Raw genomic sequence first — 24441 nt, 5'->3', positions numbered from 1 at the left:
CGCCTGCGGAGTCCCGAGGTCCAAGCCGCTTACTCGGGCGGTGCGCCCATGTCGGCGGCGCTCCACATCGCGCGCACCTCGACGTCGCCCTCCCACTCGGGCCAATGCCGCTTGTGCAGGTCGAGCAGCCATTGCGCTTGCTCGATGGCCTCGTCGAGGGAGTCGAGGTTCAGGATCGCGTAGCCGCCGGCGATTTCCTTCGCCTCGGTGTAGGGGCCGTCGAGGACGGTGATCTTTCCGCCTCTCGAACTCAACTTGGCGCCGCCCTCGGCGAGCGTGCTCAGCCCACCGGTGTCGAGTATGGTGCCGTTGGCGAATGCTTCCTGGCCCGACTGCGCCATCTCCTCCATCAGCCCCGCGGGCGGCTGTCCGAAATCCTTCGTGGCGCGCACCCAGCTCATGTACTTCATGTCGATCTCCTTCACCATTCGAGCGGTCGGATCGGACATCTCGTCCTCAGTACCGCGTCGAATGATTCAGGACCGAATCGACATGCGCATGCGAAGTTTCTTTATTCGGCGCCCTGCTGCGCGATCTGCTGGCGCACGTCGTCCATGTCCAGCCCCTTGATCTGGGTCACCAGATCCTCGAGCGACGCGGGCGGCAGCGCGCCGGGTTGTGCGAACACCAGCACACCCTCGCGAAACGCCATGATGGTCGGGATCGAGCGGATGTTGGCGGCGGATGCGAGGCCCTGCTCGGCTTCGGTGTCGACCTTGCCGTGCACGACGTCGGGGTGGGTCTCCGAAGATGCCTCGAAGGTCGGCGCGAAGCTCTTGCACGGACCGCACCAGGAGGCCCAGAAGTCCACCAGCACGATGTCGTTGCCGGTGACGACCTCATCGAAGTTCTGCTGGGTCAGGGTCTGGGTGGCCATGGTTTCCTCTCGTTGGAAGTTCACGACGTGCAACACGACACCCTGCGGGAATCTTCCCGGCAGAACTCGTCACACGATCCGCCATTCGCGGCGTTCGGCGCCGTCCCAGCGGCGCACCCCCTCGACGGTACCTGCGATCTCGGGTTCGTCGAGAACGGCGCTCAGCGCATCACCGAGGCGGTCCCGCGGGATTCGCCTGGCCAGCGTGATGTGTGGCGTCCATTCCCCTGGACCCGTGTGCGCGGGGATGCCCGGGCACTCGGCGACGATGCCGGCCACCGTGCGATGCAGCGCCAGCAGCGGTTCGGACGGGACCACCAGGCGCACGAGGATCGCCTGCCTGTGGCCGAACACGAGCAACCCACCGACCCGGATGGGGAGCGGGGTGAACTCGATCGCGGCGAGCCGCCGATCGATTCGCGGCCAGATTTCGCTCGCCACCGCGACCGTGATGTGCGGCCGGTTCGACTCCGCGTGGACTCCGGCCTGACTGCGCACACCGGCATCCGCGATCAGCCGCCACTGCCGGCGCAGCAGCTCGTCGGTGCGGCGATCCAGGAGCAGTTCCACCGACTGGACCATGATCGGCAATGATGGCGGCATGGACGCGGTGCAGGCAATCCCCGCCACGTTGCGGCTCGGCCTCATCGAGGGCGACGGCATCGGTCACGAGATCGTTCCGGCGACGCAGCGGGTGGTCGATGAGGCGTTGGCCGTGGTCGGCGCAGCGGTGCAGTGGGTTCCGCTGCTGATGGGCCTGCGCGCGATCGGCGAGCACGGTGACCCGCTGCCGGAGCAGACCTTTGCCGCTCTCGACGAACTCGACGGCTGGATTCTCGGCCCGCACGACAACGTCGCCTACCCGCCGCAGCATCGTTCGGGTCCACCGCCGGGCGGCGCAATTCGCAAGCGCTTCGGCCTTTTTGCGAACATCCGTCCCGCGAGGGCGTTCTCCGGGGTGCGCACGAGGTCGCCGGAGATGGACGTGGTGATCGTGCGGGAGAACAGCGAGGGCTTCTACGCGGACCGCAACATGTTCGCCGGCGCAGGCGAATTCGCGGCGACACCGGATGTGGCGCTGTCGGTGGGGCTGATCACCAGGGCGGCGTCCGAGCGGATCGCCCGGCAGGCCTTCGAACTCGCCAGGGAGCGGCGCGCGCACGTGACGATCGTGCACAAGGCGAACGTGCTGCCACTGACGATGGGGCTGTTCCTGCAATCCTGCCGGGACGTCGGAGCCGAGTTCCCCGACGTGCGCATCACCCACGAGCACGTGGACGCCGCGGCTGCCCACCTGGTGCGCGATGCCACCGACTACGACGTCATCGTGACCGAGAACCTGTTCGGCGACATTCTCTCCGATTTGGCCGGCGAACTGAGCGGCTCGCTCGGGATCGCGGCGTCGATCAACTGCTCGCTCACCAAGGCGATGGCGCAGGCGGCGCATGGTGCCGCGCCCGACATCGCGGGCCACAACCGGGCCAATCCTGCCGCGCTGTTTCTTTCCGCGGCAATGCTGTTGCGCTGGCTGGGGCGTCGGAACGGGCGTACCGAATGGTCGGGCGCGGGGGCGCGGATCGAGCACGCCGTCGAGACGAGCTTCGAGTCGGGCGTCGCGACCGCAGACCTGGGCGGGCTTGCCTCGACGAGCGAGTTCACCGAGCATGTCCTCGCGCGTGTGCACCGCAGATAACGCCGGGGGCCCATACCTCGGGCGACGGACTCAGCCTTCGTCGATATCGGCCCGACGTCCCCGGCAACCGATTAACGTTCCGTTACGACGTCAGCGGTGCGTGTTTGCCTGGCATACATTCGGGCAGGCGATCCACTGTCGATCGTTCTGCTGGGTATAGGTCAGGAGGAGCAATGTCTCATCGTTCGACGTTCGCCCGCGGGGGATTTGCGCCGGTACTGTGCATCGCGGTGGGTGCTCTCGTGTTCGCCGGTTGCACGGATAACAGCACCGACGAGTCGTCGTCATCGGGTGCCAGCGCGACCGTTCAAATCAACGTGGTGCGGGTCGACGAGATCGCCCAAACCGTGCCCGAAAAAATTCGGGCCGCCAAGAAGTTGGTTGTCGGCGTCAACGTGCCGTACGCGCCGAACGAGTACAAGGACGACTCCGGCAAAATCGTCGGCTTCGACGTGGACCTGATGAATGCTGTCGCGCAGGTCCTCGATGTCACGCCGGTCTATACCGAGTCCGACTTCGACAAGATCATTCCGGCAATCCAGGCCGGCACCTACGACATGGGCATGTCGTCGTTCACCGATTCGAAGGAACGCGAGCAGACCGTCGACTTCACGACCTACTTCAACGCCGGTGTGCAGTGGGCGCAGCAGACCGGGAAACCGGTAGACCCGAACAATGCCTGTGGCAAGCGCGTTGCCGTCCAGTCGACCACCGTCGAGGACACCGACGACGTGCCCACAAAGAGCGCCGCCTGCTTGGCAGCGGGCAAGCCGCCCATCGACAAGGTGAAATTCGATCGGCAGGACGACGCGACCACAGCACTGGTGCTGGGCAAGGTCGATGCGATGTCGGCGGATTCGCCGGTGACGGCGTATGGCATCAAGCAGAGCGGCGGCAAGATCGAGCCCGCCGGCGAGGTCTTCGATTCGGCGCCCTATGGGTGGCCGGTCGCCAAGGGTTCGCCGTTGGCGGAGGTCCTGAAACTGGCCGTGCAGCACCTCATCGACGACGGCACGTACCAGAAGATCGCCGAGAATTGGGGCGTCCAGAACGGCACGATCCAGCAATCGGTGGTCAACGGCGCGGTGAACTGAGGCGTCACGCCAATATCCCTACGGCCGAACAGGAGTGGCGGTGTCGCAGACACTCGATCCGGCGACCGAAGGCGAGGCGATCGAGGCGGTTCCGCTGAGACATCCGGTTCGCTGGATATCCGCGGCCATCGTGATCGCGCTCGTTGTGTTGTTCCTGTACGGCGCCGCCACCAACGAAGCCTTCGCGTGGGACGTCTACTGGCAATACCTGTTCGACAAGCGGATCAGCTCCGGCGCGCTGACCACGATCGAACTCACCGTGCTCTCCATGGTGATCGCGATCGTGCTCGGCGTGGTGCTGGCGGTGATGCGACTGTCGCCGAATCCGGTCCTGGGATCGGTGGCCTGGGTGTATCTGTGGATTTTCCGCGGCACGCCGGTCTACGTTCAACTGGTGTTCTGGGGGTTGTTCCCGTCGCTGTACAAGACCATCGATCTCGGTATCCCGTTCGGAACTCAGTTCGCGCACATCGACATTCAATCGCTCAACGAGCCATTCCTGTTCGCGATGATCGGCCTGGCACTGAACGAGGCCGCGTACATGGCCGAGATCGTCCGGGCCGGCGTGGGGTCGGTTGGTGAAGGACAGATGGAGGCATCGACGGCACTGGGCATGTCATGGTCGAAGACCATGCGGCGCACGGTACTGCCGCAGGCGATGCGGGTGATCATTCCGCCTACGGGCAACGAACTGATCAGCATGCTGAAAACCACCTCGCTGGTTACGGCAATTCCGCTGAGTACGGAGTTGTACGGCCGCGCACGCGATATCTCCGGGAGCAACTTCCAGCCGGTCCCGCTGCTGATGGTCGCGGCGACCTGGTACCTCGCGATCACGAGCGTGCTGATGATCGGGCAGTACTACCTCGAGCGGTACTACTCCAAAGGGATCTCGCGCCAGCTCACCGGCAAACAGTTGCAGGCGCTCGCAGATGCGGAGGGCAAGCCGGTGGTCATCGCGCCGCAAGTCGAGGGTGGTCCGGATATTCCTGGAGGGGAGCGAAAATGACCACCGAGGCGGCATCCGGCGCGGTGCCGATGGTCAAAGCGGAGCGGGTGCACAAGAGCTTCGGCGCGCTGCGCGTGCTCAAGGGCATCACGCTCGAGGTCGGGCGCGGCGAGGTGCTCTGTCTGGTCGGACCGTCGGGATCGGGCAAATCGACGTTCCTGCGCTGCATCAACCATCTCGAGCGGGTAAACGCGGGGCGCCTCTACGTGGACGGTGACCTGGTCGGCTACCGGGAGAAGAGCGGCAAGCTGTACGAGCTGAAGCCGCGCGAGGCGGCGCGGCAGCGGCGCGACATCGGCATGGTCTTCCAGCACTTCAACCTGTTTCCGCACCGCACTGCGCTGGAGAACGTCATCGAGGCGCCGACTCAGGTGAAGGGGGTGTCGAAAAAGGAAGCCACTGGACGGGCCATGGAATTGCTCGAACGAGTCGGCCTCGCGGACAAGGCCCACGGCTATCCCGCCCAGTTGTCCGGCGGCCAGCAGCAGCGCGTAGCGATTGCGCGGGCGCTGGCGATGGACCCCAAACTGATGCTCTTCGACGAACCGACGTCCGCCCTGGACCCCGAACTCGTCGGTGAGGTGCTCGCGGTGATGCGTGGCCTCGCCGCCGCGGGCATGACCATGGTCGTCGTCACGCACGAAATGGGATTTGCGCGCGAGGTCGCCGACCAACTCGCCTTCATGGACGGCGGCGTGGTCGTCGAATCCGGTGACCCCAAGCGGGTGCTCGCCGATCCGCAGCACGAGCGGACCAAGTTGTTCCTGTCCAAGCTCCTCTGACCGCGGCACACACTCCCTCCGTATCGACTGAACGGAACCGTTCAGTCGATCAGATCGACTGAACGGTTCCGTTCAGTCGGGGAGGGTGCACAAGAAGATCGCGGTGCCGGGGAAGAGCTCGCCGCGCAGCGGGCTCCATTGGCCCCATTCGCGGTCGAGCCATTCCGGCCAGTCCGGCTCGATGAGGTCGTCCAAGACGAGGCCGGCGGCGACGATCTCGCGGATCCGGTCGCCCATCGTGCGGTGGTGCTCCACGTAGGTCGGCACACCGGCCGCGTCCCGTTCGACGTATGGCGTGCGGTCGAAGTACGGAATCGTCGCGGTCAGACCGTTGGGACCAGGGTCGTCGGGGAAGATCCAGCGCATCGGGTGGTTCACCGCGAAAACCCAGCGCCCGCCCGGGCGCAGGACCCGGGCCACTTCGCGCATCACCCGGGCCGAATCGGAGACGAACGGCACCGCGCCGAAGGCCGAGCATGCGAGGTCGAACGAATCGTCCGCGAATGGCAGCGCCTCCGCGTCGGCCTGAATCAACGGCACCTGCGGACCGCCGCGGTCCATCGTCGCCATCCCGCGCGACAACATGCCCATCGAGATGTCGATACCGACGGGCTCGCCGCCATGGGCACGCAGCCAGCGGGCACAGGGTGCCGAGCCGCACCCGACTTCGAGGATCCGCTTGCCGACGATGTCTCCGAGTAGGTGCACATCACCCTCGTGCAGGGCTTCGGGGCACCAGACGAATTCGCCCCGGTCGGAATCGACACCGAGAAACTCGGCGTGCGTGCGGTGGTAGTCGGACGCGTCCGCATCCCACCATCGCCGGTTCGCCCGCATGCTGGTGATCGAGTCGACCCGTGCCCGCCCGACCGCCGACGTGCCGAGTGCAGCCTGGGCTTGCGCATGCCGATCATCGGACATGCGGGCTACAGTACCGCCGGGATTTGCGACCTCCCGCGCGTGCCTGCGGGCCGGCTCGGCACCGGTTTGCCCAGCTCTGTCCGGTTCACGTACCCTGTCTTCGCGGTGTCTTTTGCGCTGCCCGTCTGCCGGGCGGAGCCGAAGCGTCCGTTGGGATCCTTCGGGTTCCGCGGGTTCACCGTGCAACACCCGTGTGGATGCCGTTGACGCAGGTCGACGGCGTGCGCGCAGAGTCCGACCGAACGTCCACCTACCGACCCACAACTTGTCCGGAGCAACTCAACACATGCCCTCTTCTACAGTCGCCTCGCCGCAGGTAGCCGTCAACGATATCGGCTCCGCCGAGGACTTCCTCGCCGCCATCGACAAGACAATCAAGTACTTCAACGATGGCGACATCGTGGAAGGAACCATCGTCAAAGTCGACCGAGACGAGGTTCTGCTCGACATCGGTTACAAGACCGAAGGTGTCATCCCGTCTCGGGAACTGTCCATCAAGCACGACGTCGACCCCAACGAGGTCGTTTCCGTGGGCGATGAGGTCGAAGCCCTCGTCCTCACCAAGGAGGACAAAGAGGGTCGCCTGATCCTGTCCAAGAAGCGTGCTCAGTACGAGCGCGCCTGGGGCACCATCGAGGAGCTCAAGGAGAAGGACGAGGCCGTCAAGGGCACCGTCATCGAGGTCGTCAAGGGCGGCCTGATTCTCGACATCGGCCTGCGCGGCTTCCTGCCTGCGTCGCTGGTCGAGATGCGCCGGGTCCGCGATCTGCAGCCGTACGTCGGCAAGGAGATCGAGGCCAAGATCATCGAGCTCGACAAGAACCGCAACAACGTGGTCCTTTCGCGCCGTGCATGGCTGGAGCAGACCCAGTCCGAGGTGCGCAGCGAGTTCCTGCACCAGCTGCAGAAGGGTCAGGTCCGCAAGGGCGTCGTGTCCTCGATCGTCAACTTCGGCGCGTTCGTCGATCTCGGCGGTGTCGACGGCCTGGTGCACGTCTCCGAGCTGTCCTGGAAGCACATCGACCACCCGAGCGAGGTCGTTCAGGTCGGCGACGAGGTCACCGTCGAGGTGCTCGATGTCGACATGGACCGCGAGCGCGTGTCGCTGTCGCTGAAGGCGACCCAGGAAGATCCGTGGCGTCAGTTCGCCCGCACCCACGCGATCGGTCAGATCGTGCCGGGCAAGGTCACCAAGCTGGTTCCGTTCGGTGCGTTCGTGCGCGTCGAGGAGGGCATCGAGGGTCTGGTGCACATCTCGGAGCTGGCCGAGCGCCACGTCGAGGTGCCGGATCAGGTTGTCGCCGTTGGCGACGACGCGATGGTCAAGGTCATCGACATCGACCTGGAGCGTCGTCGTATCTCGCTGAGCCTCAAGCAAGCCAACGAGGATTACCACGCCGAGTTCGACCCGTCGAAGTACGGCATGGCCGACAGCTACGACGACGGCGGAAACTACATCTTCCCCGAGGGCTTCGATCCCGAGACCAACGAATGGCTCGAGGGCTTCGAGAAGCAGCGCGACGAGTGGGAAGGCCGCTACGCGGAGGCCGAGCGTCGGCACAAGATGCACACCGCGCAGATGGAGAAGATGGCCGCCGACGAGGCTGCCGAGGCGACTGCCGCGGCGAACTACTCCTCGAGTGGTGACGGCGAGACCGCCGGTCCGACGACCCGGGCGGCCGAGCCGGCCGGTGGCTCGCTGGCCAGCGACGCGCAGCTTGCTGCACTGCGGGAGAAGCTCTCCGGCAACGCGTAACTCGCGGACATAGATCGAACGAAAGCTCCCCGGCTCATCGAGCCGGGGAGCTTTCGTCTGTGCGGCAGTCGGTCGAGCCGGCCTCAGGTGGTGGCGGGACGCGGTACCCAGTGGTTCGCCGCGGTGGTGACGGTGCGTCGGCGCATCCTCGCCAGACTGTGTCGTGCCGGACGGATCAGCGAAGTGAACCAGTTCCGGTGATGCTCGTCGAGGGCGGCGGCGACTGCCGGGATCCGGAGGCAGTGCATCCCGCCGGCCATGCCGAGACGATGCCGGCCGACATACGCCAGATTGCGCCTGCTTGTGCTTCGCATCTCGGGGTTCCTTCGCTCGACCGTCGGCGTCGAACGTAACCGACTCGCCGGTCGGGGAAGGGGATTTGACGCCTGTGCACCGATCGGCGTGTTGGGATGCGAGACTGGCCCGGTGTTGAGAATCGGCCTTACCGGTGGCATGGGCGCGGGGAAATCGACGGTCGCGACGGCACTCGCCGAGCGGGGCGCGGTGATCGTGGATGCGGACCGCATTGCCCGGGAGGTAGTCGAACCGGGCACCCCTGGCCTGGCCGCCCTCGTCGAGGCATTCGGCACCGACATCCTGCGCGACGACGACAGTCTCGACCGGCAGGCGTTGGCGAACAAGGCGTTTGGTGACGACGAGTCGCGCAGGACGCTCAATTCGATCACCCACCCGCTGGTCGGTGCGCGGGTCATGGAACTGATCGAGCAGGCGCCGTCGGACGCCGTGCTGGTGCAGGACATTCCGTTGCTCGTCGAGGGCGGTATGGGCCCGGTGTTCAAACTGGTGATTGTCGTGGGCCTGGACGTCGAGGAGCGGGTCCGTCGGCTCGTCACGTTTCGCGATATCCCGGAGGAGGACGCGCGGGCCCGCATCGCGGCGCAGGCGACCGACGAGCAGCGTCGTGCCGCCGCGGACATCTGGCTGGACAACAGCGGGTCGAAGGATGCGATCGAACAGGCAGTCGCCGCACTGTGGACCGACCGCCTCGTCCCGTTCGAGCGCAACGTGCGTGAACGGCGTGCCGCACCTATCCACAATGTGCTTGTGCCGCATGACGACAACTGGTCGGCACAGGCCGAGCGGATGATCGACCGGCTGCGGCTGACCTGCGGTGACTCGGCGATCCGGATCGATCACGTCGGTTCGACCGCAGTACCGGGGGTCACCGCGCGCGACGCGATCGACGTGCAGATCAGCGTCGCCGATCTGGCCACGGCCGATGCGCTCGTCGATCCGCTTGCCGAGTCAGGGTTCCCGCGGATCGAGTCGGTGACGGCGGAGGCGCCGAAGCCCGCGTACTCGATCGGCGGCGAGGCGGACCCGGCGCTGTGGGTCGAGCGGGTCCACGGCAACGCCGACCCGGCGCGGCCCGCACGGATTCATCTGCGGGTCGACGGTTGGCCCGGCCAGCGGTTCGCGCTGCTGATCCGCGACTGGCTGCGCGCACAACCGGATGAACGCGCCAACTTCCAGGTCGCGAAGCATCGCGCTCGCGCCGACGCCGATGTCGCATACGCGCAGGCTCTCGCACCGTGGTTCGACGGCGCCTACCAGCGCAGCGAGCAATGGGCGCGACGCACGGGCTGGGACATCACCGCCAGCTGATCGGCATGCCGCGTGCGGCGAGCCACGCACCGAGGTCGTAGTCGTACCGGGCCAGTGCCTCGACCGTGCCCACCGCGATTTCGATGGCCGTGGTGGCTTCGGCGGTGTCGAGCAGACCGGCGGCCCGTGCGTCGAGCAGTTCGTCGATGTCGACCAGTTCGGCATCGCGGCCCGTCCGGATCACGATGTCGAGGTAGTGGTCAACCGAGGTCCACTGTTGTTCGCCGGGGCGGAAGATGCCCACGTCGAGGTAGTGGTCCTGGTCTCGCTCGTGCCCCGGCGTGAAATGAAAGATCGACGCGCGCAGTCCCAGCGACGGCAGCAGCCACGACTCGAGGTAGTGAAACTGGGCGTGGTTGGAGCTGCGCGCCATATAGAGGCCCCACGACTCGACCCGGTACTCCTCGACCTCGCGCACGAATCCCTTGGGGTCCGTATTGGTCATCGCGACCAGGTCGAACACTTCGATCTTGGGCCGGTGAATGGATTCCGCCGGGCGCTGCGTCATGCCGGACAAGCTACCCGGTCGACGACGACCGGATGCATGTCGGTGCGGCAACCTACCCTGGTGACATGGCTTTTGCGACCGAGTATCCGGCGGATGCCCCACGCGCCCATTCGGAGTTCCGCCCGGTGGGTGACATCGAACGGGCCGACGCCCGCTTCGAGGTGGTCAGCGAGCATCAACCGGCCGGTGATCAGCCGGACGCGATCGACGCCCTCGAACGGCGGCTCAAAGCCGGCGAGAAGGACATCGTCCTGCTGGGCGCCACCGGCACCGGCAAGTCGGCCACCACGGCTTGGCTGATCGAACGGGTGCAGCGCCCAACGCTGGTGATGGCGCCGAACAAGACACTCGCCGCGCAGCTGGCGAACGAACTTCGCGAGATGCTGCCCAACAACGCGGTCGAGTACTTCGTCTCCTATTACGACTACTACCAACCCGAGGCCTACATCGCGCAGACCGACACCTACATCGAGAAGGACAGCTCGATCAACGACGATGTGGAGCGGCTGCGGCACTCCGCGACGTCCAATCTGCTGTCCCGCCGCGATGTCGTCGTGGTCGCATCGGTGTCCTGCATTTACGGTCTCGGCACCCCGCAGTCCTACCTCGACCGTTCGGTGCAGCTCGAGGTCGGCACCGAGGTGGATCGTGACGCGTTACTGCGGCTGCTCGTCGACGTGCAGTACACGCGCAACGACATGGCGTTCACGCGCGGCTCGTTCCGGGTGCGTGGCGACACCGTCGAGATCATTCCGTCCTACGAGGAACTCGCGGTCCGGATCGAGTTCTTCGGCGACGAGATCGAGGCGCTCTACTATCTCCATCCATTGACCGGCGAGGTGGTCCGCCAGGTCGACATGCTCCGCATCTTCCCGGCCACCCACTACGTCGCGGGGCCGGAGCGGATGGAACGTGCGGTCCGCGATATCGAGGCCGAGCTGGAGGAGCGGCTCGCCGATCTCGAAAAACACGGCAAGTTGCTGGAGGCGCAGCGCCTGCGAATGCGGACGCAGTACGACCTCGAAATGATCCGGCAGGTCGGCTTCTGCTCCGGTATCGAGAACTATTCGCGGCATATCGACGGCCGCCCGGCCGGTTCGGCACCCGCCACGCTGATCGACTACTTCCCGGACGATTTCCTCCTCGTCATCGACGAGTCGCATGTGACCGTGCCGCAGATCGGTGGCATGTACGAGGGCGACATGTCGCGCAAGCGCAACCTCGTGGAATTCGGGTTCCGGTTGCCGAGCGCGGTCGACAACCGCCCGCTGACCTGGGAGGAGTTCGCCGACCGGATCGGGCAGACGGTGTACCTGTCCGCGACGCCGGGGGGATACGAACTCGGCCAGGCCGGTGGGGAATTCGTCGAGCAGGTGATCCGGCCGACCGGGTTGGTCGACCCGAAGGTCGTCGTCAAACCCACTAAGGGGCAGATCGACGACCTCGTGCACGAGATCAGGGCACGGGCCGAACGTGACGAGCGGGTACTCGTCACCACGCTGACCAAGAAGATGTCCGAGGACCTCACCGACTACCTGCTCGGCCTGGGTATCCGGGTGCGCTATCTGCATTCGGAGATCGACACCCTGCGCCGGGTGGAGCTGCTGCGTCAGCTTCGGCTCGGCGAGTACGACGTGCTCGTCGGCATCAACTTGCTGCGTGAGGGCCTCGACCTGCCCGAGGTCTCCTTGGTGGCGATTCTCGACGCGGACAAGGAAGGCTTCCTGCGCAGCAGCACCAGCCTCATCCAGACGATTGGCCGCGCGGCACGCAACGTGTCCGGCGAGGTGCATATGTACGCCGACAAGATGACCGACTCGATGCGGTTCGCCATCGACGAGACCGAACGGCGTCGGGAAAAGCAGGTTGCCTACAACGAAGCCAACGGCATCGACCCGACGCCGTTGCGCAAGAAGATCGCCGACATCCTCGACCAGGTCTACCGGGAAGCCGACGAGGTGGAGGTCGGCGGTTCAGGCCGCAATGCCAGCCGCGGTCGGCGGGCGCAGGGCGAGCCGGGGCGCGCGGTCAGCGCAGGCATCTACGAGGGGCGTGACCTGAAGTCGATGCCGCGCGCCGAGCTGGCCGATCTGGTGAAGGAACTCACCGATCAGATGATGAATGCCGCGCGTGAGCTGCAGTTCGAGCTTGCCGGTCGGCTGCGTGACGAGATCGCCGACCTGAAGAAGGAACTGCGCGGGATGGATGCCGCGGGACTCAGTTAACCGAGCGTTCGTTCTGTAGTAGTGTGCGAGCACTCGCAAAGGAGATGAGGCTCACATGTATCCAGGAACCTGGGCGGCGAAGACTCCGGACAAGCCGGCGATGATCATGGCGGGGTCGGGCGCGACGTTGACATACGCCGAACTCGACGAGCGAAGCATTCGGCTCTCCCGCTATCTCCACGACCAGGGACTGCGCACGGGCGATGTCGTCGCGCTGCTGTCGGACAACCGACTCGAGACTTACGAAGTTTATTGGGCCGCACTGCGTTCGGGCCTCTACATCACCGCGGTGAACCACAATCTCGCCCCCGCAGAGGCTGCCTACATCGTGGCCGACTGTGGCGCCCGGGCGCTGGTCGTGTCGGCGGCCAAGCGTGCCCTCGTCGAGGCGATGACCGATGTCGATGCCGCCTCGGTCCGCCTCGCGTTCGGCGGTGCGGTCGACGGCTACGGCGATTACGGCGCCGCCCTCGCGGGCGCTTCGGCGGAGCCGCTGCCCGAACAGCCGCACGGCGAAGACCTGTTGTACTCCTCGGGAACAACGGGTCGACCCAAGGGGATCAAGCTCCCCCTGCCCGAATTCGCCGTCGACGAGCCGGGCTACCCGTACGTGACGATCTTCGGCGGGCTGTACGGCTTCGACACCGACTCGGTATACCTCTCGCCGGCGCCGGTATACCACGCGGCGCCGCTGCGTTTCGGCGGCGTTGTGCACGCGCTCGGCGGCACGCTGGTGATGATGGAGAACTTCGACGCACAGCGCGCGCTCGCCGCGATCGACAAATACCGAATCACACACACCCAGATGGTGCCGACGATGTTCGTCCGCATGCTGAAGCTGCCCGAAGACGTGCGCAACAGCTACGACGTCAGCTCGCTTCGGGTCGTCGTGCACGCGGCCGCGCCGTGTCCGGTCGAGGTCAAGCAGCGGATGATCGACTGGTTCGGCCCGATCATCAACGAGTACTACGCGAGCACCGAAGCCAACGGCGCGACCTTCATCGACTCCGAGCGCTGGCTCACCCACCCGGGCAGCGTCGGCACCGCACTGCTCGGCGTGATCCGGGTCTGCGATGACGACGGTGCCGAGCTTCCCGCGGGGGAGATCGGCACGATCTACTTCGAGCGCGAGGGCAAGGGTTTCGAGTACCACAACGATGCGGCCAAGTCCGCTGCCACTCGCCACCCCGAACACGAGACCTGGACGACGGTCGGCGATCTCGGCTACCTCGACGAGGAGGGGTACCTCTACCTGACCGATCGCAAGGCCTTCATGGTCATCTCCGGCGGGGTGAACATCTACCCGCAGGAAGTTGAGGATCTGTTCAGCCTGCACCCGAAGGTGCTCGACATCGCGGTACTCGGCATGCCCGACGAGGACCTGGGCGAGCGGGTCGTCGCGGTGGTGCAGGTCGCGCCCGACGTGGTCGCCGATACCGACCTCGCCGAGGAACTGCGCGCGTTCGCGCGTGAGCGGATCGCGCACTACAAGGTGCCGAAGGAGTTCCACTTCGCCGAGACGTTGCCGCGCACGCCGACCGGCAAATTGGTGAAGGGCAAGTTGCGCGAGGAACTGCTCGGAGCCAACTAAGGCCCGGCGGAGCCTGCGGAGCGCCCCACAAGCAACGGCGTGGAGCCTGCGGAGCGCCCCACAAGCAACGGCGTGGAGCTGCGGAGCGCCCCACAAGCAACGGCGTGGAGCCTGCGGAGCGCCCCACAAGCAACGGCGTGGAGCCTGCGGAGCGCCCCACAAGCACTGAGGCATTATGCGTTGCGTCCCAAATCCGCCTCGGCGGGCTTGGCGCCCGATAGTGTTCAGCAAGACCGACAGCGAGTTACCGACCGGCGCCGAGCGGCGTCGGTCCCGGTGGACGCCCGTGGCGTCGACCGTCGAACGTGTGGGAGGGATCGTTTATGAGCGCGTACCGGACCATTGTCGTTGGCACGGACGGATCCAATTCGTCGTACAAGGCCGTGGAGAAGGCCGCTGGGCTGTCGCGCGACGAATCGGCGCGACTCGTCATCGCCTGTGCGTACTACCCGACCGATGAGCGTGACCTCGGCTCGGCAGCGGACGTCCTGAAGGACGAGGCGTACCAGGTGCACGGCTCGGCGCCGACGGACGAGATCCTGCGCACGGCGCGCGAGCGGGCGAAAGCGGTCGGGGCGACGAACATCGTCGAGCGGCCAATCGTCGGCGCTCCGGTCGACTCGCTGCTGGCGCTGCTTCAGGAGGTCGACGGTGACCTGCTCGTCATCGGCAACAAGGGGCTGAACTCGCTCGCCGGACGGCTGCTCGGATCGGTGCCCTTGGACGCCGCGCGCAAGGCGAGAGTCGACGTCCTGATCGTGCACACGGTCTAGTCGAGATTCGCGATCGGCCGGCGACGTCCAGACGTCGCCGGCCGGTTCTGAATGCGGCGTCAGCCGGCGACGCGCAACTGCGGTTCCGGTAGGTCGCTTCGCTCGTCGGTGTTCTCGGGGACGTCGTTTCGCTCGTCCAGTCCCCGCAGCACCTCGGGCAACGGTGCGGAGTGCACGACGCCGAGGCGCTGGGTCGCACGGGTGAGCGCGACGTAGAGATCGTTCATACCGCGCGGCGACTCCGCGAGGATCCGGTGCGGTTCGGCGATGAACACCGCATCGAACTCCAGGCCCTTCACCTCCCGAACCGTGCTGACCTTCACGCGGTCGGATGTCAGGTGCTCCACCTCCGCGAGGAACTCCCGCGGCACGATCACCGCCGTGGTGCCAGGGCCGGTCTCGCCGGCCACGCACTTCTCCACGACCGCCGTCAGCTCTTCGGCCGGTACCGCGAGAGACCAAGGCACCCAGCCGGATTCGCGAACCGAACGGGGTTCGGTGGCGGTCGGGTCGATCGCGCGCAGCACGTCGTGCGCAACTGCCATGATCTCGGCGGGCGTGCGGTAGTTGACCGTCAACTCGGTCAGCTTCCACCGCTGCGCGACGTAGGGCTCGAGGATCTCCTGCCAGGACGACGCCCCGGCCGGGTCACCGGTTTGGGCAACGTCACCGACGGCGGTCACCCAGCGATTCGGGATGCGGCGCATCACCATTCGCCACGCCATTTCGGAAAGTTCCTGTGCCTCATCCACGATGACGTGCCCGTAGGTCCAGGTGCGATCGCCGGCCGCGCGTTCCGCCGTTGTCTGCTGGTTTCGAACGTCCTGGCGTTCGGCGAGCTGGCTCGCGTCGATCAGGTCGTAGGCCATCAGGATCTCGGGATCGAGGTCGTCCTCGATGTCCTGCGGCGCGGACCCGGTGAGGATATCGAGCGCGCCCTGCGCATCCTCGATCTGGGCGCGCCAGCGACGGCGGGCCCGTTCCCGATCGGCGGCGTCGTCGACGCCCAGCAATTCGGCCAGCTCGTCGAGCAGCGGGGCATCGGCGGGGCTGAACGCGCGCGCATCGGGCTCGCGAAGCAACGCGGCGCGTTCCCCGGCGTCGAACTGTGCGGCCGCCACGGCCAGCCGGTCCGGTGAGGTGAGCAATCCGGTGAGCACCTGCTGCGGCGTGAGCTCCGGCCACAGCCCGGCGATCACGCGCTGCACCCCCTGATCCGAGCGGAGCTCGTCGCGGATATCGGCGACGTCCTCCTTGCTGAGCAGATTGGTGCCGCCGACGACGTTTGCGCCGAGCGTCTCGACAACCTGCTCGGTGAGCGCGTCCACCACGGCGGAGACGAAGATCGGCCGCGCGAGGTTGTGCGGCCGGCGTGACGACCTGGCCCGGCCGCGGGCCCGCGTGACGATCTTGCGGTCGATCGACACCGTGTAGCTGTCGAAGGTCAGGGTGAGTGCCTGCTCCGGTAGTTTCTGCAGGTCCCGCACCGCATTCTTGAGCACGTCGAGCATGCGCAGCGAGCCCTTGATCTCGCCCGCGCGCAGGCTGTCGGTCAGCTCGGCGCGCACGCCGGGATACAGGTCGCCGATCGTGGACAGCAGCACGCCGGTCTCGCCGAGGGAGGGCAACACCTGGCCGATGTAGTCGAGGAACGTCTTGTTCGGCCCGACGATCAGCACACCGGACTTCGCGAGCTGCTGGCGGTAGGTGTAGAGCAGGAACGCGGCGCGATGCAGTGCGACGGCGGTTTTACCGGTGCCGGGCCCACCCTGGACGACGAGCACACTCTTGTGCTCGGACCGGATGATGGTGTCCTGCTCGCTCTGAATTGTTTCGACAATGTCGTTCATGTGGCCCGTGCGGGCGGCGTTCAGCGCGGCCAGCAGCGCGCTTTCGGCGCCGACGCCACCACTGTCGGTGACCGCGCCCTCGGCCCGTGCGGTATCGAGGTCGAGGTACTCGTCGTTCACCGCGGTCACCCGCCGGCTGCGGGTGCGAATGTGCCGACGCCGGGTGACGCCGTCGGGCGCGGCGGTGGTGGCCAAGTAGAACGGCCGTGCCATCGGTGCGCGCCAGTCGAGCAGCAGCGTATCGAAGTCGTTGTCCTCGTCGAGGATGCCGATGCGACCGACGTAACGCGGCGTTTCGTCGTCGAGGTCGATCCGGCCGAAGCACAACCCGTTCTCGGCCGCGTCATATTTGGCGAGGTCCTCGGAGTACATCTGCGAGAACGATTCGCGTTCCGAGCGTGCCTGCGGGGTGCCGCCGCTTTCCAGCAGCACCCTGTTCAACCGCGTGTTGGCGTACTCGCGCATCGCGTCCAGACGCGTGTAAAGCGTCGACACGTACTGCTGCTCGTGGTCGATTTGATGGGCCGAACGCGATGCGTCCTGCTCAGCGACGTCTTCGGGCAACAAAGACTCCTCGGAAATTCGCTCGAAAAATGCTCAAGGGAGTCTAATGCGCTTTCCGAGGTTGTGCCGAAGTCGCAGATCAGCGGGGCCGCGCAGGCCCCGCTGACCGGCGCTCGCTGCGGTCAGGAGCGCAGCTTCGCTGCCCTGTGCTGTGCGGTGTCGGCCAGCTCGCTGCCACGGTCGCGGGCCGCGACCACCAGCTTGCTGCCGCGCTTTTCCGCGGCGTCGGCGAGCTTGTTGCCGCGCTTTTCCGCGGCGTCGGCGAGCTTGCTGCCGCGCTTCTCCGCGGCGTCGGCCAGTTTGCTGCCGCGCTTCTGCGCCGCCTCGGCCAGTTCGGCGCCGCGCTCACGGGCGAGTTCGGCCAGTTTGGAGTCCCGGGCGCTCTCAGCCAGCTCCGGCCCGCGCTCCTTGGCGATCTCGGCCAGTTCGGCGCCGCGTTTGCGAGCGATGGAGGCGAGTTCGGTGCCGCGTTCCCGCGCGGCAGCGGCGAGGTCGGGTCCGTGGTCACGCGCAAGCTCGGCGATGTCCGAGCCGCGCTCGGCCGCCACCTCGGCGACTTCCTTGCCGCGCTCGGCGGCCAAATGCGCGCCGTGCCGCAGCTGCACGGCCGTCGATGCGCCCGCGGCGGCCCCGATGGGCAGGGCTGCGGACACCTTGCCCGAGGCGCGTCGCGCGGCGCGGCGGCCACGCCAGCCCAGCGAGGGCTTGCCCTCGGTGTCGACCGCCGCGATCATCACACCGCCGAGCAGGCTGAGGTTCTTGAGAAACTCGGTGCGCTTGGTGACCTTCGTCTGGGGATCGCTCTCGTTCCAGAAATCCTGTTCGGTGACAGTGGTCGGGAGAACGGTTGCCGCGAGTGCCAGTGAGGCCAGTCGAGGCGCCTTCCCGAACGCCAGCAGCACCCCACTGCCGACCTGCACCGCGCCGTTGATCCGGACCAGTGTTACCGGATCGGTCGGTACCTTCGCGGTCACCTCGCTGGGCAGCGTCTCCTCGCCCTTGGCAACAAGCGGGGCGGCTGCTGATGCCCGGCCCTGCGGATTGCGCAATGCGTCGATCCCTCCAACGACGAACGTCGTTGCGAGCAGCGGGCGTGCGATACGGCGGATCAACATTGCGATGCAACCTCCTCGGCAAACGTACACGGCTAGCCCCGGGATTCCCGGCGTGTCGGATCCGAAACACACGCGCCGCTCGGCGTGGGATCACCTCAACGCGGGCTGCGTACGTCGAGCTGGTGCAGTACCCGGTCGACCACCTCGGGATCGACGCCCGGCTGATTGCGCTTGGCGAGCACCGCACCGCGTGCGGCCGACATCATCTCGGCCTGGATTCGCCGGAAGGCCGCCAACCGTTCCAGGCGCTGGGCGGCGGCCTCCCGGCGTTCCTCGTCGGCGAGATCGGGGCTGATCCGCATCCCGAGGTCGACCGTGCGGCGCATGAGCCGGTCGAGCACCTCGTCCGGCACGTCTTCGCGTTCGGCAAGAAGTTCGAGCCGTTCGCGCGCCGCGGTGGATGCTGCGTGCGCGAGTTCGTGCTCCAGTTCGCGCTCGATCGCGGTGTCGGCGCCGACGCCCAGGATGCGGATCAGCCACGGCAGGGTCATTCCCTGCAGCACGAGGGTGGTCATGATCACGGTGAAGGCAATGAAGATGATGACCTCGCGATCCGGAAACGGTGCGCCGCTGTCCACTTGGAACGGAATGGCCAGGGCCAGTGCGACCGACGCGACGCCACGCATACCGGCCCACCACATCACCACGGTCTCCCGCACCGAGCCGGGAATCTCGGCTTCGGCATCCCATCGCGTGTGGCGCGCGAGCCACGCGGCGGGCAGCAACCACGCCAGCCGAACCCCGATCACGACACCGGTGATGGCCAGTCCCCAGCCGAGCATCTGTCCGAGATTCTCGGCGGCGGTGCCGAAGACGTTGATGAGTTCGAGTCCGACGAGTCCGAAGGCGACGCCGGTAACCAGCGTGTCGATCACCTGCCAAAACGCCGCGCCGGTCAACCGGCCCTCGATATCGTCGGCGTCCGCCCCCGATTCCGCGAGGTACAGGGCGGTGACCAGCACGGCAAGCACTCCGGATCCCGAATAGTGGTCCGCCACCGCATAGCTCGCGAACGGTACGAGCAGGCTCATGCCGACCCGGAGGGTGGCGTCATTGAGCAGGCGCATCATCCGGGACCCGAACCAGCCGATGGCAACTCCGACCGCGAGGGCGACGACGGCGGACAGCGCGAAGTCGCGCACCGCGGTTCCGCGCGAATACTGTCCGCTTACCGCGGCTGCGATCGCGATGTTGTACAGCACGATCGCGGTGACGTCGTTGAACAGTCCCTCGCCTTCGAGAATCGACACCATCCGTCGCGGCAGGTTGAGCGAACCGGCCACGGCGCTCACGGCCACCGGGTCGGGCGGCGCGACCAGTGCGCCGAGCGCCACCGCGGCAGCGATGGTCATACCGGGGACGATCGCGTGCGCGACTGCGGCCACCGCGGCGGCCGTCGCGAACACCAGCGCGACCGCGAGCAGCACGATCGGTTTCCAGTGCGTCGCGAACTGCCGCCACGACGTGCGCTGCACGGCGGCGTAGAGCAGCGGGGGTAGCACGAGGGGCAGGATGTAGTCGGGATTCAGCGAGACATCGGGGACGAACGGCAGCGCGGCGAGGACGACACCGAGCACGGTGACCAGAATCGGAGACGGCAGCCCGAGCCGATCGCCGAGCGGCACCGCGATCAACGCGCCGAACATCAGCGCGAGCAGCAGCACGAGTTGGTCCATCGGGGCCTCCTGCTCCGCCTGGGTCAGTCCAGCCAGATCCGGTCGTCGAATGCGCCTCGGTCGGCTCGCTTTTCGTCCGCGACGGCGATCACGCCCGACATGTCGATATCGAGGTGGATGAGAATCGCGGCGAGCACTTCGTGCACGTCCGCGAGTTCTTCGACCCGCTGGGCCGGTGGCGCTGCACGCAATTCGGTCGCTTCTTCGACCAGTTTGTCGAGCAGTGCCGCAAGATAATCGTCCGCGTCGAGGGTGCGGACACTCGGCGTCCGTCCGTCGGCGCGGATAAGTTCCGGAATGCGGTCGCGTACGAGCTTGCCCACCCTCGGTACGTTACGGAGGTGGACACCGATCCGCTTGCGCTCGGGCAGCGCGTTGTGGCGATCCTGGAGACGGGGGTGCGCACAGCCACATACAAGCTCGCCACACTGTCGGCGCTCGTCGACCATTGCGTGGAGAACGTGCCCACCGATCCGACAGCGGAGATCGCGGTTCCGCTCGACGATCTCGCGGATCGAGTCATCGAAATCTACTGGCGGCAGGTGCGGCCGTTCGACGGACGAGCGCTGCGGCAGAGCACCGGATCGCGGGCTCGTATTCTCGCCGCGGTCGAATCGGTGCGGGCGGTGGTCGGCGATGTCTCGTACCCGCTTGGTCGAGCACAAGCGCCGCACGCGGTATACGAGGCTGCGCGGGCCGAGGTCGTGCTCACCCTGGTGCAGCAGCCGTTGTATCGGTTGCAACGCCTGCCCGGTGCGGCAGGTTCGGCGTCGGAAACCTTCCTCTACGACGACTCGTGGATGCATTCCGGCGTCGGGCCGAGAGTGATTGCCGCGCATGGAAACCAGATCGTGCTCCGACCGGGTGTCGCCGCGGGCCTTGCGCAATTGTCGGGCTTGCTGAAGCCGACTCTGGAAATCCTCTGGGTCGAGGACGTGCGACGAATGAATCGGTTTCTCGACGAAGATGTTCCCGACGTCGCGGGCCATTTGTTCGGCCGGCAGCGCATCTCCCTCGGCCCGGCCCGCCTGGCGTTGAAGGAGGTGTTCGGCGCACGGTGCTTCTACTGCGACGCCGCGCTCGGCAATGACAATCCTGTCGATCACGTGTTGCCGTGGTCACGGGTTGGCATCGATGGCCTCGCAAACCTGGTACTAGCCTGCGGCCGATGCAATTCCAGCAAGTCGCAGCTGTTGCCCGCCGTCGAACACGCCGAACGCGCACTCGGCCGCGACCGACCGGCGCTCGAGAATATTGCCGCAGCGATCGAGTGGCCGACACAGTTCGACCGCACCGTCGCCGCTGCACGCGGTCTGTATCTGAGCACGCCCAACAACTCGCCGACGTGGCTCGGTGTCGGCCGGATCATCGGCCTGGACCGAGGATTCGTGCCCAAAGGCATCGACTACGTCGGCTGAGTGATTGCAGCCGAGTAGCGGGGCGCCCAAGGTGAGCGCCCCGCCTTCGTCGAATCTCTACCGGTAGAGCTGAGCGAACAGCTCGCGCACCCGCGCGTCGCGCAGCCATAGCGCGGCCCAGACGGCGATCGCAACGTAGATGGGGAAGAGCACCGTGCCCACAATGGGCTTGTCGGCAACCATGTTCACGGCCACCGCACCGCCGAAGTATCCGGTGAGCAGGACCGCACCCAGCACCGCGGTGCGCGGGACCGCGTACAGCGCGAGGCAGGCCAGCATCACGATCCCGATCACCGGTCCGTACTGCGTGCCAAGGCCGAGTTCGGCAAACGATTCGCGCACCGGATCGATGAGCGCGATATGCGTTACCGCGTCGACGGTCAGGAAGGCGCCGAGCAGGCCGCCGATGATGCGGCCCGCGCGGCGGGCGCGCGGCGAGACGGAGGCGACGGTGACGGCGGGAATCGAGGTGGAGATGGTGGCGGTCATGGCGTTCTCCTGTGGGCTCCGCGGCCGGTATTTCCGGCCCTTCACCTACGCGTCGAACGGGCGCCCGGTGATTTCGACAGCGGGCGACAAGAAGTTTTCAGCGGGTCCCATCGACGATCCGCAACAGCGGCTCGCCGCGGTCGAGGCGCCCGATGTTCTCGGCGATGTCGTGCACCCGGCCGACGAAGGTGTCACCGGTGACGCCCGAGGAGTGCGGGGTCATCAGCACGTTCGGCAAGTCGGCGAACGGGAACGCGCTCGGCGCACCGCGGCCCTCGTCTCCGGGGTACGAGTACCAGACGTCGATGGCCGCGCCCGCGATCGTGCGGTCGGTGAGCGCCTCGTACAACGCCTGCTCATCGACCAGAGGTCCGCGGCCCACGTTGATGAGCACGCCGTCGCCGCCGAGCGCGTTCAGTTGGTCGGCGCCGATCATCCCGCGCGTCGACTCGGTCAGCGGGGCCGAGACCACAACCAGATCGACTTCGCGCAGCAGCCGCGTCAGCGCCGAATTGTCCTCGGCCCATGACAGTCCGTGCGATGCCGCGTCGACGTTCCCGCGGCCGGTCACCGCCCGCCCTTCGGCGCCGAACGCGCGCAGCAGCTCCCAGGCTCGCCGGCCGATGTGGCCGTAGCCGACGAACCCGACCTTGGCGCCCCCCAGCGACCGCGGTTGAGCGAGGGTGTCGTCGTAAACCGAACTTGCCCAGCGGTCGGTGCGCAGCGCGCGATCCTGGGCGAGGAAGCCGCGACGCATCATCACCGCCGCAGCGACGATGTATTCGGCAATCGAGTTCTCGTGGTGGAACGTGTTGGCCACCACCGTGTCCGGACCGAGCGCCGCGAACTCGACCTTGTCCGTCCCGGCACCGGCCACGTGCACGAGGCGTAGTTTGGGCGCGGCTTGCGCCTGCGCCGCAGTGAACCGGCCGCCCACATAGACATCCGCGTCGGCCAGCTCGTTACCGTCCGGCAGCCATCTGACTTCGCTGCCCGCGGGCAACAGCGACTCGAACAGGACGCGGTGCGGAAGGAGATTGCGGTCACCGACGACGATCTTCATCGGTTGCGGACCAGCGCCGGACGCTTGCTGTCGAAGGTCCAATTCGGGACGAGGAACTGCATTCCGATGGCATCGTCGCGCGCGCCGAGTCCCTCGCGCAGATACAGCTCATGGGCTGCCTCGACGCGGTCCATGTCCAGCTCGACACCGAGCCCCGGCGCGGCGGGCACGTCGAGGTAGCCGTCCCGAATTTGGTACGGCTGCTTGGTGATTCGCTGCCCGTCCTGCCAGATCCAGTGTGTGTCGATCGCGGTGATATCGCCCGGTGCTGCTGCTGCCACCTGGGTGAACATCGCGAGCGAGACGTCGAAGTGGTTATTGGAGTGCGATCCCCAGGTGAGCCCCCACGCGTCGCACAGCTGAGCGACACGCACCGAGCCGGCCATCGTCCAGAAGTGCGGATCGGCGAGCGGAATATCTACCGCGCCGGAGCGAATGGTGTGGCCGAGTTCTCGCCAGTCGGTGGCGATCATGTTCGTCGCGGTGGGCAGGCCGGTGGCGCGCTTGAATTCGCTCATCACCTCGCGACCGGAGAAACCGCCCTCCGGGCCGACCGGATCTTCCGCATACGCGAGCACGTCGCGTAGCCCGCGGCAGGTCTCGATCGCCTCGGACAGCAGCCACCCGCCGTTGGGGTCCAGCGTGATTCGGGCGTCGGGGAAGCGCTCGGCGAGTGCGGTGACCGCAGCCGCCTCCTCGGCCGGCGCGAGGACACCGCCCTTGAGCTTGAAGTCGGCGAACCCGTACCTGGCATGCGCGGCCTCGGCCAGTACCACGACCGCGTCCGGGGTGAGCGCCTCCTGATGACGCACGCGCATCCAGTCGTCCGCGTCCGCAGGCTCGTCGGCGGGGGAGCGGTAATCGAGCGAGGTCTTGGTCCGATCGCCGACGAAGAACAAATAACCGAGTGCCTGCACCCGATCCCGTTGTTTCCCGTCGCCGAGCAGGGCGGCAACGGGCACCTCGAGATGTTGCCCGAGCAGGTCGAGCAGGGCCGCCTCGACGGCGGTGACGGCGTGGATCGTCACCCGCAGATCGAACGTCTGGTTACCGCGCCCAGCCGCGTCCCGGTCGCCGAAAACGCTGCGCATCTGAGCGAGGACGGCGTGGTACTCGCCGATTGTGCGACCGGTGACAAGTCCTCGTGCATCCTCGAGCGTGCGGCGGATCGGCTCGCCGCCGGGCACCTCGCCGACGCCGACATGGCCCGTGGAATCGGTGAGGATCACCAGGTTCCGGGTGAAGTAGGGCGCGTGCGCACCGGACAGGTTGAGCAGCATGCTGTCGTGGCCCGCGATGGGGACGACGCGCAAATCGGTGACGGTGGGAGTGCGTGTTTCGATCATGGGGGTGTGGTCTCCTCTGCGGCTCCGTGCCCCGGCTCACAACAACGCTACGGGCGGGATTGATG

At 66.7% G+C, this 24441-nt stretch carries 23 protein-coding genes; 10 read left to right on the top strand and 13 right to left on the bottom strand.

Going from position 1 to position 24441, the window contains the following annotated elements; all coding sequences use genetic code 11:
• Positions 1–29: 29 nt before the first annotated feature.
• The 3 genes from OG921_RS25335 to OG921_RS25325 form a co-directional block, all read right to left on the bottom strand.
• Complete coding sequence (locus tag OG921_RS25335; protein ID WP_266115312.1) at positions 30–449, bottom strand: YciI family protein; 420 nt, start codon at positions 447–449, stop codon at positions 30–32.
• A 62-nt stretch (positions 450–511) separates the two neighbouring features.
• Positions 512–877, bottom strand: a complete 366-nt coding sequence (gene trxA / locus OG921_RS25330) for a thioredoxin (protein ID WP_266115311.1) — start codon at positions 875–877, stop codon at positions 512–514.
• Positions 878–946: 69 nt separating this feature from the next.
• Positions 947–1459, bottom strand: coding sequence for a 2'-5' RNA ligase family protein (locus tag OG921_RS25325; protein WP_266115310.1), 513 nt, complete (start codon positions 1457–1459; stop codon positions 947–949).
• Between OG921_RS25325 and OG921_RS25320 the strand changes: the two genes are divergently transcribed.
• From OG921_RS25320 to OG921_RS25305, 4 genes are all read left to right on the top strand, one after another.
• Positions 1458–2570: an isocitrate/isopropylmalate dehydrogenase family protein gene (locus OG921_RS25320; RefSeq protein ID WP_266115309.1), complete on the top strand. Its 1113-nt coding sequence runs from the start codon at positions 1458–1460 to the stop codon at positions 2568–2570. The two genes, OG921_RS25325 and OG921_RS25320, sit on opposite strands and share 2 nt — an antisense overlap.
• A gap of 173 nt (positions 2571–2743) precedes the next feature.
• Positions 2744–3664 (top strand): ABC transporter substrate-binding protein, encoded by a 921-nt coding sequence (locus OG921_RS25315; RefSeq protein WP_266115308.1) that lies wholly within the window; start codon positions 2744–2746, stop codon positions 3662–3664.
• Positions 3665–3704: 40 nt separating this feature from the next.
• Positions 3705–4673, top strand: coding sequence for an amino acid ABC transporter permease (locus OG921_RS25310; protein ID WP_266115307.1), 969 nt, complete (start codon positions 3705–3707; stop codon positions 4671–4673).
• Positions 4670–5455 carry an amino acid ABC transporter ATP-binding protein gene (locus OG921_RS25305; RefSeq protein ID WP_323182875.1) on the top strand — a complete coding sequence of 262 codons (786 nt, stop codon included), beginning with the start codon at positions 4670–4672 and terminating at the stop codon, positions 5453–5455. The genes OG921_RS25310 and OG921_RS25305 overlap by 4 nt, the downstream gene beginning before the upstream one ends.
• Before the next feature lie 72 nt (positions 5456–5527).
• On the opposite strand, the gene OG921_RS25300 is transcribed toward OG921_RS25305, so the two are convergent.
• Positions 5528–6376, bottom strand: coding sequence for a class I SAM-dependent methyltransferase (locus tag OG921_RS25300; protein ID WP_266115306.1), 849 nt, complete (start codon positions 6374–6376; stop codon positions 5528–5530).
• A gap of 286 nt (positions 6377–6662) precedes the next feature.
• Between OG921_RS25300 and rpsA the strand changes: the two genes are divergently transcribed.
• Positions 6663–8132, top strand: a complete 1470-nt coding sequence (gene rpsA / locus OG921_RS25295) for a 30S ribosomal protein S1 (protein ID WP_266115305.1) — start codon at positions 6663–6665, stop codon at positions 8130–8132.
• Positions 8133–8215: 83 nt separating this feature from the next.
• On the opposite strand, the gene OG921_RS25290 is transcribed toward rpsA, so the two are convergent.
• On the bottom strand, positions 8216–8446 hold the full coding sequence (locus OG921_RS25290) for a hypothetical protein (RefSeq protein ID WP_266115338.1): 231 nt from the start codon (positions 8444–8446) through the stop codon (positions 8216–8218).
• Between the two features lie 112 nt (positions 8447–8558).
• On the opposite strand from OG921_RS25290, the gene coaE reads away from it, so the two are divergent.
• Positions 8559–9758 carry a dephospho-CoA kinase gene (gene coaE / locus OG921_RS25285; RefSeq protein ID WP_266115304.1) on the top strand — a complete coding sequence of 400 codons (1200 nt, stop codon included), beginning with the start codon at positions 8559–8561 and terminating at the stop codon, positions 9756–9758.
• On the opposite strand, the gene OG921_RS25280 is transcribed toward coaE, so the two are convergent.
• On the bottom strand, positions 9745–10242 hold the full coding sequence (locus OG921_RS25280; protein ID WP_266115334.1) for a DUF402 domain-containing protein: 498 nt from the start codon (positions 10240–10242) through the stop codon (positions 9745–9747). The two genes, coaE and OG921_RS25280, sit on opposite strands and share 14 nt — an antisense overlap.
• Positions 10243–10331: 89 nt before the next feature.
• Between OG921_RS25280 and uvrB the strand changes: the two genes are divergently transcribed.
• The 3 genes from uvrB to OG921_RS25265 all read left to right on the top strand — a co-directional run bounded on the left by uvrB (position 10332) and on the right by OG921_RS25265 (position 14855).
• On the top strand, positions 10332–12491 hold the full coding sequence (gene uvrB, locus OG921_RS25275; protein WP_266115303.1) for an excinuclease ABC subunit UvrB: 2160 nt from the start codon (positions 10332–10334) through the stop codon (positions 12489–12491).
• Positions 12492–12546: 55 nt separating this feature from the next.
• Complete coding sequence (locus tag OG921_RS25270) at positions 12547–14082, top strand: acyl-CoA synthetase (protein ID WP_266115302.1); 1536 nt, start codon at positions 12547–12549, stop codon at positions 14080–14082.
• 323 nt (positions 14083–14405) lie between these two features.
• Positions 14406–14855, top strand: a complete 450-nt coding sequence (locus OG921_RS25265; protein ID WP_266115301.1) for a universal stress protein — start codon at positions 14406–14408, stop codon at positions 14853–14855.
• Between the two features lie 59 nt (positions 14856–14914).
• Here OG921_RS25265 and OG921_RS25260 read toward each other — a convergent pair whose 3' ends face one another.
• From OG921_RS25260 to OG921_RS25245, 4 genes are all read right to left on the bottom strand, one after another.
• Positions 14915–17269 carry an ATP-binding domain-containing protein gene (locus OG921_RS25260; RefSeq protein WP_266115300.1) on the bottom strand — a complete coding sequence of 785 codons (2355 nt, stop codon included), beginning with the start codon at positions 17267–17269 and terminating at the stop codon, positions 14915–14917.
• A gap of 122 nt (positions 17270–17391) precedes the next feature.
• Positions 17392–18384, bottom strand: a complete 993-nt coding sequence (locus tag OG921_RS25255) for a DoxX family membrane protein (RefSeq protein WP_266115299.1) — start codon at positions 18382–18384, stop codon at positions 17392–17394.
• A 95-nt stretch (positions 18385–18479) separates the two neighbouring features.
• Positions 18480–20060 carry a Na+/H+ antiporter gene (locus tag OG921_RS25250; RefSeq protein ID WP_266115298.1) on the bottom strand — a complete coding sequence of 527 codons (1581 nt, stop codon included), beginning with the start codon at positions 20058–20060 and terminating at the stop codon, positions 18480–18482.
• Between the two features lie 23 nt (positions 20061–20083).
• Positions 20084–20383 (bottom strand): nucleoside triphosphate pyrophosphohydrolase, encoded by a 300-nt coding sequence (locus OG921_RS25245; RefSeq protein ID WP_266115297.1) that lies wholly within the window; start codon positions 20381–20383, stop codon positions 20084–20086.
• An 18-nt stretch (positions 20384–20401) separates the two neighbouring features.
• On the opposite strand from OG921_RS25245, the gene OG921_RS25240 reads away from it, so the two are divergent.
• The gene (locus tag OG921_RS25240; protein ID WP_266115296.1) at positions 20402–21478 is read left to right on the top strand and encodes an HNH endonuclease; all 1077 of its coding nucleotides are present in this window, start codon (positions 20402–20404) and stop codon (positions 21476–21478) included.
• A 57-nt stretch (positions 21479–21535) separates the two neighbouring features.
• Here OG921_RS25240 and OG921_RS25235 read toward each other — a convergent pair whose 3' ends face one another.
• From OG921_RS25235 to gudD, 3 genes are all read right to left on the bottom strand, one after another.
• A complete protein-coding gene (locus tag OG921_RS25235; RefSeq protein ID WP_266115295.1) occupies positions 21536–21967 on the bottom strand; it encodes a DoxX family protein in 432 nt (143 codons plus the stop codon).
• 97 nt (positions 21968–22064) lie between these two features.
• Positions 22065–23030, bottom strand: a complete 966-nt coding sequence (locus OG921_RS25230) for a 2-hydroxyacid dehydrogenase (protein ID WP_266115294.1) — start codon at positions 23028–23030, stop codon at positions 22065–22067.
• Complete coding sequence (gudD, locus tag OG921_RS25225; protein ID WP_266115293.1) at positions 23027–24376, bottom strand: glucarate dehydratase; 1350 nt, start codon at positions 24374–24376, stop codon at positions 23027–23029. Before gudD ends, OG921_RS25230 begins: the two co-directional genes overlap by 4 nt.
• Positions 24377–24441 lie beyond the last annotated feature (65 nt).

This window comes from Aldersonia sp. NBC_00410, from assembly GCF_026342035.1.
In the GTDB taxonomy this organism is placed as follows: domain Bacteria; phylum Actinomycetota; class Actinomycetes; order Mycobacteriales; family Mycobacteriaceae; genus Aldersonia.
Note: the sequence above shows the minus strand (reverse complement) of the source record. Positions and strands in the feature narration are given on the sequence as shown.

Excerpts from the sequence above, each read along its gene's own strand:
- OG921_RS25335 (WP_266115312.1), bottom strand. The coding sequence starts at position 449 with ATGTCCGATCCGACCGCTCGAATGGTGAAGGAGATCGACATGAAGTAC.
- trxA (WP_266115311.1), bottom strand. The coding sequence starts at position 877 with ATGGCCACCCAGACCCTGACCCAGCAGAACTTCGATGAGGTCGTCACC.
- OG921_RS25320 (WP_266115309.1), top strand. The coding sequence starts at position 1,458 with ATGATCGGCAATGATGGCGGCATGGACGCGGTGCAGGCAATCCCCGCC.
- OG921_RS25325 (WP_266115310.1), bottom strand. The coding sequence starts at position 1,459 with ATGGTCCAGTCGGTGGAACTGCTCCTGGATCGCCGCACCGACGAGCTG.
- OG921_RS25315 (WP_266115308.1), top strand. The coding sequence starts at position 2,744 with ATGTCTCATCGTTCGACGTTCGCCCGCGGGGGATTTGCGCCGGTACTG.
- OG921_RS25305 (WP_323182875.1), top strand. The coding sequence starts at position 4,670 with ATGACCACCGAGGCGGCATCCGGCGCGGTGCCGATGGTCAAAGCGGAG.
- OG921_RS25300 (WP_266115306.1), bottom strand. The coding sequence starts at position 6,376 with ATGTCCGATGATCGGCATGCGCAAGCCCAGGCTGCACTCGGCACGTCG.
- rpsA (WP_266115305.1), top strand. The coding sequence starts at position 6,663 with ATGCCCTCTTCTACAGTCGCCTCGCCGCAGGTAGCCGTCAACGATATC.
- OG921_RS25290 (WP_266115338.1), bottom strand. The coding sequence starts at position 8,446 with ATGCGAAGCACAAGCAGGCGCAATCTGGCGTATGTCGGCCGGCATCGT.
- uvrB (WP_266115303.1), top strand. The coding sequence starts at position 10,332 with ATGGCTTTTGCGACCGAGTATCCGGCGGATGCCCCACGCGCCCATTCG.
- OG921_RS25270 (WP_266115302.1), top strand. The coding sequence starts at position 12,547 with ATGTATCCAGGAACCTGGGCGGCGAAGACTCCGGACAAGCCGGCGATG.
- OG921_RS25265 (WP_266115301.1), top strand. The coding sequence starts at position 14,406 with ATGAGCGCGTACCGGACCATTGTCGTTGGCACGGACGGATCCAATTCG.
- OG921_RS25255 (WP_266115299.1), bottom strand. The coding sequence starts at position 18,384 with ATGTTGATCCGCCGTATCGCACGCCCGCTGCTCGCAACGACGTTCGTC.
- OG921_RS25250 (WP_266115298.1), bottom strand. The coding sequence starts at position 20,060 with ATGGACCAACTCGTGCTGCTGCTCGCGCTGATGTTCGGCGCGTTGATC.
- OG921_RS25235 (WP_266115295.1), bottom strand. The coding sequence starts at position 21,967 with ATGACCGCCACCATCTCCACCTCGATTCCCGCCGTCACCGTCGCCTCC.
- OG921_RS25230 (WP_266115294.1), bottom strand. The coding sequence starts at position 23,030 with ATGAAGATCGTCGTCGGTGACCGCAATCTCCTTCCGCACCGCGTCCTG.
- gudD (WP_266115293.1), bottom strand. The coding sequence starts at position 24,376 with ATGATCGAAACACGCACTCCCACCGTCACCGATTTGCGCGTCGTCCCC.